9 protein-coding genes are annotated in these 10810 nt (G+C 65.6%); 5 read left to right on the plus strand and 4 right to left on the minus strand.

Going from position 1 to position 10810, the window contains the following annotated elements; translation table 11 throughout:
- The first annotated feature begins 135 nt into the window (after positions 1-135).
- A complete protein-coding gene (locus AC1RAD_RS29240) occupies positions 136-1038 on the plus strand; it encodes a LysR substrate-binding domain-containing protein (protein WP_492738616.1) in 903 nt (300 codons plus the stop codon).
- Between the two features lie 34 nt (positions 1039-1072).
- Here the strand turns inward: AC1RAD_RS29240 and AC1RAD_RS29245 are convergent, their stop codons facing one another.
- Positions 1073-2851, minus strand: coding sequence for an AAA family ATPase (locus AC1RAD_RS29245; RefSeq protein ID WP_492738617.1), 1779 nt, complete (start codon positions 2849-2851; stop codon positions 1073-1075).
- A 293-nt stretch (positions 2852-3144) separates the two neighbouring features.
- Between AC1RAD_RS29245 and AC1RAD_RS29250 the strand changes: the two genes are divergently transcribed.
- Both AC1RAD_RS29250 and AC1RAD_RS29255 read left to right on the plus strand, forming a co-directional pair.
- Entirely contained in the window at positions 3145-3639 is a 495-nt protein-coding gene (locus tag AC1RAD_RS29250; RefSeq protein WP_492738618.1) for a helix-turn-helix domain-containing protein, read from the plus strand.
- A gap of 108 nt (positions 3640-3747) precedes the next feature.
- Positions 3748-4680, plus strand: coding sequence for an AraC family transcriptional regulator (locus AC1RAD_RS29255; RefSeq protein ID WP_492738620.1), 933 nt, complete (start codon positions 3748-3750; stop codon positions 4678-4680).
- A 35-nt stretch (positions 4681-4715) separates the two neighbouring features.
- Here AC1RAD_RS29255 and AC1RAD_RS29260 read toward each other — a convergent pair whose 3' ends face one another.
- Positions 4716-5222, minus strand: a complete 507-nt coding sequence (locus tag AC1RAD_RS29260) for a GFA family protein (protein WP_492738621.1) — start codon at positions 5220-5222, stop codon at positions 4716-4718.
- 120 nt (positions 5223-5342) lie between these two features.
- Between AC1RAD_RS29260 and AC1RAD_RS29265 the strand changes: the two genes are divergently transcribed.
- Together AC1RAD_RS29265 and AC1RAD_RS29270 are read left to right on the plus strand one after the other, a co-directional pair.
- Entirely contained in the window at positions 5343-6056 is a 714-nt protein-coding gene (locus AC1RAD_RS29265; protein ID WP_492738622.1) for a 2OG-Fe(II) oxygenase, read from the plus strand.
- A 226-nt stretch (positions 6057-6282) separates the two neighbouring features.
- Positions 6283-8247, plus strand: a complete 1965-nt coding sequence (locus tag AC1RAD_RS29270) for an adenylate/guanylate cyclase domain-containing protein (protein WP_492738623.1) — start codon at positions 6283-6285, stop codon at positions 8245-8247.
- 36 nt (positions 8248-8283) lie between these two features.
- On the opposite strand, the gene AC1RAD_RS29275 is transcribed toward AC1RAD_RS29270, so the two are convergent.
- Together AC1RAD_RS29275 and AC1RAD_RS29280 are read right to left on the minus strand one after the other, a co-directional pair.
- Entirely contained in the window at positions 8284-8751 is a 468-nt protein-coding gene (locus AC1RAD_RS29275; RefSeq protein WP_070061382.1) for a YbaY family lipoprotein, read from the minus strand.
- A 7-nt stretch (positions 8752-8758) separates the two neighbouring features.
- Positions 8759-10753 carry an acetoacetate--CoA ligase gene (locus AC1RAD_RS29280; protein WP_492738624.1) on the minus strand — a complete coding sequence of 665 codons (1995 nt, stop codon included), beginning with the start codon at positions 10751-10753 and terminating at the stop codon, positions 8759-8761.
- Between the last annotated feature and the right edge of the window lie 57 nt (positions 10754-10810).

Consider the following 10810-nt stretch of genomic DNA (forward strand, 5'->3'; position numbering starts at 1 on the left):
CGATCGTAGCCACGCAGGAGGCCCGGCGCAAACGATGAATCCTCACCCAGATATGCGTCCAACGCACATCTTGAGAGATACATCTTGTTGATTTACTGGTGAAACCAGGACGCCAGTCATACACTCTCGGCATACATGCGCCGCAAGATCCCGCCCCTGCAAACCCTCGTGTGCTTCGACGCCGCCGCGCGCCACGAGAGCTACACGCGCGCCGCGCAGGAACTGGCGCTCACGCAGAGCGCGGTGTCGCGCCAGGTCGGGGCGCTCGAGGCCTTCCTGGGCGTGGCGCTGTTTCGCCGCACACGGCACGGCGTGGCGCTCACGGCCAGCGGCGCCGCCTACGCGCGCCAGATCGCCCGCCGCCTGGAGGCCATGGAGCGCGACACGCTCGACGCCATGGCGCACCAGGGCGAAGGCGGGTCGCTGTCGCTGGCCGCGGTGCCCACCTTCGCCACGCGCTGGCTGGTGCCGCGCCTGCGCGGTTTTGCGGCGCTGCAGCCCGACGTGGTGGTGCACATCGAGACGCGCACCCGCCCCTTCCTCTTCGCCGACGCGGAATTCGACGCCGCGCTGTACGCCGGCACGCCCGCGCAGGTCGAGAACTGGGCCGGCACGCGCGCGCTGCTGCTCATGCATGAAGACGTGGTGCCCGTGTGCAGCCCTTCATTGCTGCCTCACGGCAAGGCCGTGTCGCCCGAAGCCATCGCACAGATGCCGCTGCTGCAGCAGAGCACCCGCCCTGACGGCTGGCGCCAGTGGTTCGACGCGCAGCAGGTCGACGCGCCCACCGCCCGCGGCGGCCCGCGCTACGAGCTGTTCTCGATCCTCGCCGCGGCGGCCTCGCACGGCCTGGGCGTGGCGCTGATGCCGACCATGCTGGTGGCCGACGAGCTGGCGCGCGGCGAGCTTGTGGTGGCCTGCCCGCGGGCGCTGTCGGCGGAGCGCAGCTATTACCTGGTGACGCCGGAGCGGGCGGATCAGCGGCCGTTGTTGAAGCTGTTCAGTGACTGGTTGCTCGCGCAGGCGCGCGAGAGCTGAAAGAGCGCTCTGAACGGATAGATCGTCGTGCTGTTCATTCGCGCGAGTTCCGAATCATCGTTACTACCTCTTCGACCCTCGTTCTAAGGTCAAGAACCGCTAGATTGGCTGGCTGTCTGCAAACCGCTCGAGCGACAGCCACTTTGTCCACTTCCTTAAGGGTGGTCCCGTCAGCCCTTACAAACGGCAGGACGTGCTCGTATTGGCCGCTGCGAAGTCGGCGTTGAAATCTTGATGGATACACCTCTCTCAGGGCTACCGTCATTTGTTCTTTTTCTATGTAGTTTTCAATTTCACGGCCATCAGTTACCCATCCAATACCACCGTGCTGCGCCAGTTCCGCGATTACTCGTTGCTTGGTGGAATTGATCGAGGCGCCGCTGCTCGCCCGATCACTATCGATGACCACACATAGATTTCGATTGAGCTGACGTACCTCGATGAGCGCCTCAACATCTTTATCCTCGTCAAGAGGATCGCTGCCATCAGTTGCAGTCAAATGACTTAGCAAGCGCCCTCCGTAGAACATCACAGAATAGTCAGTTCCTTCGCGCAGCGATTCATCGATCGCAGCGATCCAATGATTCAAGTAGATACGATCTGATGGCCCCTCCACCCAAATGATGGAATTGGTTTGCAAGATGTCTGAAGCTCGGTAACCGAGATCCCGGCAAGCTTGAAATCTCGCGGCGGATGTCAACGCAGGCACGATATTCGTGGTCGCTGCTTTGTTCGACACATGAAACACAGCCGCTTCGGTGGCGTCAATGATGCTCGCCGAATGCGTAGCAACGAAATATTGGTTAGATGTGTGATCCGCGAGGTATTGCATCAGACGCCGCTGAAGCAGCGGGTGCAAATGAATTTCCGGCTCTTCAATGCACACGATCTGCTGCTCGAGCAACGTACAAAACGCAGCCAACATGATGACCTCATGAATGCCCGTTCCCAACGAGTGAAGCGGCAGGACTTTGTCATCCATGTGAACCAGTATGTGTTGCCGGTCATAAGGGATTTCGATTCTGGCTGAAGGGTTGTCGGTCACCACTCTCACAAAGTCATTCACAGCCTCGAACTTTGCGATCTTCAAGCGCTCCGAATAGTCTGGATTTTGGTGCTTCGCTAGTTCTTCGATCAGGCCTTTTCCAGACCAGTCTGAAAACTCTTGGCCTCTCTCAGAAATCTGACGGATTGCAGGAATCAGGGCAATCGAGGGTAGAGAAACGTCAATCCCATTCAGCAGCCGTTCGACGGTTTGGCCGACCCAATAAGATGGCCCGCCTCCAGTATTTCCCGTCAATTTTTTCCACAATGCCTGGATACGACTCCCTTCAGCGTCCACCATCCTCTCTGCGGGTGGCCAGCGGTTTAGTGGGATTGGCGCTAGAAATTTTGTTCCATCTGATCTGCGCTGGAACCACAAAAAATCGCCATCTTGGATAAATTCAAATATCTGTTCAATGGCCTTCATATAGATGGCTTTTTGGTTTTGAGGGTCGCTTTCAAATAGTGGCGCAAAACCTTCAAGCACTCGTGATATTGGAACACCAATGCCCATCAATACAGCGCCATTAGTTTTCGTATTTTTATCCAACGCGCCTAACTCAACGGGTGTACCTCTCGAGCCTCTCGGTGGAGAGGCAACGTGCGAATCTAGGTGTTTGGCGATGAAATTCAATACTGTTGACTTGCCGGAGTTGTTGGGGCCTATAAAAAAATTAAACCGTTGAAAACTCCCAACGCGAACCACGTCGGAACCTATCCCTCGATAGTTTGCAAGTGCAACACCATGAAGAAAAACTGATCCTGGCATTTGCTCTCCTCCTCAAACAATATGAGTGGAGAAGATAACGCTTTGAGGAAGACCGAAGCCCCGTGCACGTATGCGAGACGCGCGGCGTGGACATGGCGCATGGCGAACTCGTGGCGGCGTGCCCTGATCTCCTCAAGCAAGTGCAACTAATCCCTAATAAAGCCTGAGTGCGCCGATGAGCTACTGAAGTTCTCCACCGGCTGATTGCTGGAGCAGGTGCGCGGAGGTTGAGGTTGCCGCAATGCACTTCATGCTAGACACTTTCTTGAATTTGCCTCATATGAGATACACATATGCCATCCACCGCACCTCCGACTCTCGAAGGAGCCAACCAACGCCTTGAAGCGTTCGGCCGGCACATCTATGCCCGGCGGAAGTCGCTCAGGATCAGCGCCACCACGGCCGCCGAGGCGGCAGGCATGTCGCGCATGACGCTGCACCGCATCGAACGCGGAGAGGCCTCCGTCACGATGGGGGCCTACATGAATGCGCTGGCGGCATTGGGTCTCGATGTCGAAGTGACGGCGCCGGTCGAAGGCGCCGCCAAGGAGATGGTGACGCCGGCGTCTTCGCGCACGCCGACGAAGACCGTCCGGGTGGGCGACTTCGCGCAGCTGCGTCGCCTGGCCTGGCAATTGCCAGCGGACGCAGAACTCACCCCCGAAGAGGCTTGGGGCACCTACGAGCGCAACTGGCGCCACGCCGATCCATCCGCGCTCGAGGACAACGAACGTCAGTTGCTGGCCGCATTGGCCCGCCTGCTGGGTCGAAAGCCTCTGGATGTTTGAACGCGCGCACCAGGACTACCCACCGGCGCGGGCAGACCAGCGGCCATTGCTTGAGTTCTTCAGCGACTGGTTGCTCGCGCAGGCCCGCCAAGGTTGAGAATGCGCGCCATGCCGCGCGACAGCCGCTCCGAGTACGAATGGCGCATGCACAAGGTGCTGACGCACATCGACGACCACCTGGACGAGGCGCTCGATCTCGCGGTGCTGGCCGACGTGGCGCATTTCTCGGCGTACCACTTCCATCGCCTCTTCGCAGCCTGGGCCGGCGAGACGCTGGGCGACTACATCCGGCGCCGCCGCGTGGAAGTGGGTGCGCTGCGGCTCGCGACACAGCCGCGCCTGTCGGTGCTCGAGGCAGCGGTGTCGGTGGGCTTCGGTTCGGGCGAGGCGTTCACCCGCGCGTTCCGCGCGCGTTTCGGCAGCGCGCCCAGCGCGTGGCGTGCATCGCACGACTGGGCGCTGCCCTGCGACGATCCCGCACGCAAGAGCAATCCTGATCAGATCGCCCTGCATGGCTTCGCGAAGAATGGATCTCCATCGCGCAACGCCGCGCATCATCAGGAGCCACCCGTGAATGTCCAGCTGATCACCCGCTCTCCCGTCACCATCGCCTACCTGCGCTACACCGGCCCGTTCGGCGCGCCGGTGGGCGCGTTCTGGGCCGAGAAGGCCGCGCCCTGGATCGGCGCGCACCACCTGTGGTCGCGTGCGCGCTACGGCATCAGCCACGACGACCCGAGCATCACCGCGCCCGAGCACTCGCGCTACGACGCCTGCGTGGAAGTGCCCGACGACTTCGTGCCCGATGGCGGCTTCCAGAAGACGGTGCTGCCGGGCGGACGCTATGCCGCGCTGCGGTTCCAGGGCCTGCCCGAGGAGATCAACGACGCATGGACGCGCCTCATGCGCGACTGGCTGCCCGCGAGCGGCTTCCAGTTCGACAGCCGGCCCGCGTTCGAGTACTACGCGCCCGACATGGCATTCGACGAGAAGACGAGCGCGTTCGAATGCGACATCTGCATTCCGATCGCGCCGCTCTGAAAAGCGCGGGACGGCAACTGGCCAGCGCGGCGTGATCAGCCCTTCGCAGGCCGGGCGCCTTCCCGCGCATAGGCTTCGATCATCGCCGGAAAGGCGTCCATCGCAGGCAAGGTGCCGAAGCTGTGCTTCGCGGGCGTCGTGGCCCACGGCAATTTCTCGTCGGTCCAGGTTTCCGCAAAGGGCGCGACCCATTCGTGCCGGTCGAGCATGGTGGCGCGCAGGTTGACGAAATAGTCCATGCCCTCGGTGCGCGTGAACATCCAGCTCATGCAGTGCGGGCAGAAGAAGTGGTGCGACTCGTCGCCGTGCAGGCCGCCGATGACGGGCTCGCCCGACACCACTTCGAAGCCCGGCGTGGGGATGGCCAACGACAGCGAGAACGCACTGGCGCTCATGCGCTGGCAGCCGGTGCAGTGGCAGGCCATGGCCAGCAGCGGCGGCGCGGTGATCCGCAGGCGCACCTGGCCGCAGCGGCAGCCGCCAGTCCAGGGGAGTTGCCAGTCGTTGGCGGTGTCTTGGGGGGTGTGGTTCTGGGTGCTCATTGAATGTGAATGCTTTCAGGCTGGGTCTTCGGGATGATCGCTCAAGCCGGGCCCTGCCCCACCGAAACCCGCGTCCGAAAACGGCGAGCCCGCATCCCGCCGCCGCGCGACACTGCCCGCATGAGTTCTTCCGTCGCCGCCCGCATCCACGCCCTCGACTGGCCCCGCATCGATGCCGACCTCGCCGCCCGCGGCTGCGCCGTCACCGGGGCGTTGTTCACGCCCGCGGAATGCGCCGCGCTCACGGCCATGTACGACGAAGGCTCGCGCTTTCGCAGCCGCGTGGTCATGCAGCGCCACGGCTTCGGCCAGGGCGAGTACCAGTACTTCGCGAACCCGCTGCCTTCCAAACTCGTGGCGTTTCGCAGCGCGCTGTACGAACGCCTCGCGCCGCTGGCCAATGCCTGGGCCGCGGCCATGGGCCAGCCGGCCGACTACCCGCCGGACCACGCGGCCTACCTCGCGCGTTGCCATGCGGCGGGCCAGTTGCGCCCCACCCCGCTGCTGCTGCGTTACGGCGAAGGCGACTACAACTGCCTGCACCAGGACCTGTACGGCGACCTGCAGTTTCCGCTGCAACTCACGGTGCTGCTGAGCCGGCCCGGCGAAGACTTCACGGGCGGCGAGTTCGTGCTGACCGAGCAGCGCCCGCGCATGCAGTCGCGCGCCGAGGTGGTGTCGCTCGCGCAAGGCGAGGCCGTGGTCTTCGCGGTGAACCAGCGGCCGGTGGCGGGCACGCGCGGCAGCTACCGCGTGACGATGCGCCACGGCGTGAGCCGCGTGCGCAGCGGACAGCGCCACACGCTGGGCCTGATCTTTCATGACGCGCGCTGAATAGAACGAACGTCCGTTCGCAATCAAGCCCTCGGGCGCAGCAACATCGCACCAAGCGTGCAAAGTTGCACACATGTACCAAATACAGGCGAAAATCCCGCGCGCATCCGGGGGATTGCCAGGATGGCCGGCGCACACGATCGGCCCCGCAACCCCCTCCGGACGCCGGACCACGACCTCGTGAGGAGGAGCCGGGGTCCGTTCCGAGTTGTCGTCAGGGAGCTGTATGTACAAGGAATCGTCCGGGCCTCCGGATGGGACGGGTCGCCCGTCTTTCGCGCACGTCACCACGCCGGTGCCACCATCCCCGTCCCCTTCCACCGCCGAGAGTCCCCCGCCCAGACGCCCGCGTCGCTTCCGGGTCGATGTCGGCTCCATCGTCAGTGCCGTGGCGCTCGCGCAGTCGCTGCTGCTGGTCACGCTGGGCTACTGGGGCTCGCAGCGGCTGGTGACGACGATCGGCACCTCGGCGCACAAGTCGAACCACGACCGCACTGAAGACAAGGTGCTGGCCTTCCTGGCCAAGGCCGAGTCGGCGGTCGGCGCGATCGGCAGCTCGCCCAGCCTCACGCCCGCGGGCGAGAACGTGGACCGCACGGCCGAGCTCCTGTGGACGCTGCTGCAGCAGTCGCCCGAACTCGACAGCGTCTACGTGGCGAACGTCGAGGGCAAGATGCTGATGGCGCTGCGCTACCCCGTGCCGGCGATCCGGCACATCGCGCGCGGCGACGGCTTCACCACCGAGACCTGGCAGTACAAGCTGCCGCTGGGCTCCGAGGCCGACGTGCAGCAGCGCTTTGCCACGCAGCGCGTGGAGGCCTACCGCAGCAACTACAACCCGACGCAGCGCAGCTGGTTCGTGCAGGCGCGCAAGACGCAGGGGCCGGTCTGGACCGTCCCCTATGTGTTCGCCGCCGCGCAGGAGCTGGGCGTGACCTACGCGCTGCCCAGCCAGCGCCGCCAGGCCGAGGGCAGCCCGCAGGCGATGGTGGTGGCGGGCGACGTGTCGCTGGGCCGGCTGTCGGAGTTCGTGCGCCTGTTCAGCCGCAACGGCAACGGCAACAGCGCGCTGCTGAGTGCCGACCACAAGGTGCTCGCGCGCAGCGACATGCCGGGCGTGCTGCACACGCTGGAAGCGCCCACGGGCGCGCTCGGCGCACTGAACGCACAGATGGTGGCCGACGGCATCGCCGGCAGCGGCAGCGACAAGGCCTTCGCTTTCAGCCACGAAGGCCGGCGCTACCTGGTGCAGGCCTCGCGCATTCCCGCCACCGGCTGGCAGCTGGTCAGCTGGGTGCCCGAAGACGTGCTGCTGGGTGGCCTGCGCCGCGCGGTGGCGTGGTCGCTGCTGCTGGCGCTGGTGTTCCTGGGGCTGGCGCTGTACATGTCGCTCAAGCTGTCGAAGCTGGTGACGGCACCGGTCGAGAACCTGTCGCGCATCGCGCACCGCATCGGCCGCCTCGAGCTCGACAACCTGCCGCGCGAGCCCAGCCGCGTGCTCGAGATCCAGCACCTGGACCAGGCGCTCGACGACTCGGCGCGCAGCCTCAAGGCCTTCAGCAAGTTCGTGCCGGTGGACGTGATCAACCAGCTGGTGGCACAGGGCCACGCGCTCGCACCCAACGGCTCGCCGCGCCAGGTGACGGTGATGTTCACCGATGTGGAAGGCTTCACGTCGATCTCCGAATCGATCGCGGCCGATGTGCTGGTGCGCCAGCTGACCGAGTACTTCAACCTCGCGGCCGCGGTGTTCGCGCGCCACGGCGGCGTGATCGACAAGTTCATCGGCGACGGCATCATGGTGCTGTGGGGCGCGCCGGCCGACCTGGAAGACGCCGAGTACAAGGCCTGCTGCGCCGCGCTCGAGCTGCACGTCGAGATGCACCAGCTCAACCGGCAGTGGGCCGAACAGGGCCTGCCCGAGTTCCGCACGCACATCGGCATTCACACGGGCGTGGTGGTGGCGGGGGTGCTGGGCTCGAACGACCGGCTGTCGTACACGGCGTTCGGCGACGTGGTGAACGTGGCCAGCCGCATCGAAGGCGCGAACCGCCAGCTGGGCACGCGCATGCTGATCTCGGAAGTCACCTACGCGGCCCTGAACGGCCGGCTGGCCACGCGGCGCATCGAAGAGCTGGTGGAGCTGCGCGGCCGGCAGACGCGCATGGTGCTCCACGAATTGCTGACCTGATCTGATCCGCGCGAGCCTGTCGCGCGGGTCGGTCGATCAGCGCGAGGGACGCGGCGGCGGCGGTGGCGTGGCCACGCGCACCAGCATCAGGTTGGCGGTGGTGCCGTTGCCCTGCGTGAGCACCGAATACTGCGTGTCGTTGATGAACAGCAGCTGCTCGCCGCGCGTGATGCGTGCCGCCACGGCGTAGCGCATGCGCGGGTCGATGCGCGCGGCATCGACGCTGAGCTCGAAGGCGAAGGGCGGCTGCTTGCCGTTGGCGGGAATGCGCTGCTCGGCGAGCACGACCGAGGGCGCGTCCATGCGCGACACGTCGAGCAGTTGCACGCGCACTTCGGCCGCGGGGTCGAGTGCGATGCGCTCGCGGTAGGCCACGGTGCCCGTCACCCGCAGCGGTGCGGCGGCGGGTTGGGCCGGCGTGCCCGGCGAGCCGCCCGCGCAGGCGCTCAGGACGGAGGCGCCGGCAACGGCGGAGAGCATGAGGAGGCTGGTGCGTCTTTTCATCGCCCCATTATGCGGAGGCCCGCTGCGCAGCGAAAGCCACATACCAGTCCAGGCTGCCGGGGTTTGCCATCGCCTCGCGGTTCACGACCTTCTCGATGGGCTGGCCCAGCAGCAACTTCTTGATCGGCAGCTCCTGCTTCTTGCCCGACAGCGTGCGCGGAATCTCGGCCACCTGGAAGATGTCGTTGGGCACGAAGCGCGGCGACAGCGAGGTCTTGATCGCGTTGTTGATGCGCGTGCGCATGGCCTCGTCGAGCGCCACGCCGGGGCGCAGCACCACGAACAGCGGCATGTAGCTGTCGCGGCCCAGGTATTCGAGGTCGACCACCATCGAGTCGAGCACCTCGGGCAGGCCTTCGACCGCGCTGTAGATTTCGCTCGTGCCCATGCGCAGGCCCTGGCGGTTGATGGTGGCGTCGCTGCGGCCGTAGATGATGCAGCCGCCGTCGCTGCCGACCTTGATCCAGTCGCCGTGGCGCCACACGCCAGGGTAGGTGTCGAAGTAGCTCGACACATAACGTGCGTTGCCTTCGTCGCCCCAGAAGTACAGCGGCATCGACGGAATGGGCTGCGTGCACACCAGCTCGCCGACCTCGCCGATGACCGGTTGGCCCTGCTCGTTCCAGGCCTCGACCGCATGGCCGAGTTCGCGGCACTGCATCTGGCCCGGCACTTCGGGCAGCTCGCGGTTGCCGCCGACGAAGGCGCCGCAGAAGTCGGTGCCGCCCGAGATGTTGCACCACCACACCGCCTTCGAGCCCGCGTCGAGGATCTGCTGCGAGCCCCAGCGCTGCACCTCGTCGGGCAGCGGCGAGCCGGTGCTGCCGAGGGCGCGCACGCGCGACAGGTCGCCGCAGTCTTTCGCGACGAGCCCCGCCTTCATGCAGTTGGTGAAGTAGGCCGCGCCCGCGCCGAAGAAGGTGACGCGGTGCTTCGCAACGAAGCGCCACAGCACGCCCCAGTCGGGCTTGTCCTTGCTGCCCGCCGGGTTGCCGTCGTAGATGCAGATGGTGGCGCCGAAGGCCAGGCCCGAGAGCTGCGAGTTCCACATCACCCAGCCCGTGGAGCTGTACCAGTGGTAGCGCTCGCCGAAGTTGTTGGCGCCGTAGCTCGCGCCCACGTCGTTGTGCAGGCCGCAGGCGTGCATGGTGAGCAGGATGCCGCCCTGCCCGTGCACGATGGGCTTGGGCAGGCCGGTGGTGCCGCTCGAATAGACGATCCAGATCGGGTGGTCGAAGGGCAGCCACTCGGGCTCGAAGGCTGCGACTTCGGCATCGTCGCGCGCGATGGCCTGCTGCCATTCGACGTCGTGCGCCACCGCGTTCGCAGCAAAGGGCGACTGCACGAGCAGCAGCTTCTGCACGCTCGGCAGCTGACCGCGCAGCTCCTGCAGCACGGTGCTGCGATCCAGCGGCTTGCCGCCGTAGTGCACGCCGTCGACCGCGATCAGCAGCGTGGGTTCGATCTGGCGGAAGCGGTCGGCAACGGCGGCCGTGCCCATGTCGGGCGCGCACACGCTCCACACCGCGCCGATGCTGGAGCACGCGAGAAACGCCACCATGGTCTCGGGCACGTTCGGCATGTAGGCGGCCACGCGGTCGCCGCGGCGCACGCCGAGCGACTTCAGCGTGAGCGCCACCGAGGCCACCTGCCGGCGCAGCTCGGGCCACGACAGCTCGCGCACCTCGCCGCGTTCGTTGTCGCTCACGATGGCGGGCAGGCCGGCCGCATGGGCCGCGTCGGCGTGGCGCAGCACCTCGCGCGTGTAGTTGACCTGCGCACCGGGAAACCAGCGCGCGCCGGGCATGCGCCGTTCGGCGAGCACCGCGGTGTGCGGCGTGGGCGAGCGCAGGCCGGCGTAGTCCCAGATGCTCTGCCAGAAGGCATCGAGGTCGGTGACGGACCAGCGCCACAGCGCGTCGTAGCTGTCGAAGGCCAGGCCGCGCGTGTCGCGCAGCCAGTTCTGATAAAGGCGGATCTGGGGGATGTTGGGAGCGGGCATGCCACGAGCGTAGCGCCGCGAACGGCCGTGCTCAATGAGGGTTGACCTCAGGGTTTG

The sequence above is a fragment of the Variovorax sp. GW823-FHT04B03 genome, from assembly GCF_058796495.1.

Excerpts from the sequence above, each read along its gene's own strand:
- AC1RAD_RS29240 (WP_492738616.1), top strand. The coding sequence starts at position 136 with ATGCGCCGCAAGATCCCGCCCCTGCAAACCCTCGTGTGCTTCGACGCC.
- AC1RAD_RS29245 (WP_492738617.1), bottom strand. The coding sequence starts at position 2,851 with ATGCCAGGATCAGTTTTTCTTCATGGTGTTGCACTTGCAAACTATCGA.
- AC1RAD_RS29250 (WP_492738618.1), top strand. The coding sequence starts at position 3,145 with ATGCCATCCACCGCACCTCCGACTCTCGAAGGAGCCAACCAACGCCTT.
- AC1RAD_RS29255 (WP_492738620.1), top strand. The coding sequence starts at position 3,748 with ATGCCGCGCGACAGCCGCTCCGAGTACGAATGGCGCATGCACAAGGTG.
- AC1RAD_RS29260 (WP_492738621.1), bottom strand. The coding sequence starts at position 5,222 with ATGAGCACCCAGAACCACACCCCCCAAGACACCGCCAACGACTGGCAA.
- AC1RAD_RS29265 (WP_492738622.1), top strand. The coding sequence starts at position 5,343 with ATGAGTTCTTCCGTCGCCGCCCGCATCCACGCCCTCGACTGGCCCCGC.
- AC1RAD_RS29270 (WP_492738623.1), top strand. The coding sequence starts at position 6,283 with ATGTACAAGGAATCGTCCGGGCCTCCGGATGGGACGGGTCGCCCGTCT.
- AC1RAD_RS29275 (WP_070061382.1), bottom strand. The coding sequence starts at position 8,751 with ATGAAAAGACGCACCAGCCTCCTCATGCTCTCCGCCGTTGCCGGCGCC.
- AC1RAD_RS29280 (WP_492738624.1), bottom strand. The coding sequence starts at position 10,753 with ATGCCCGCTCCCAACATCCCCCAGATCCGCCTTTATCAGAACTGGCTG.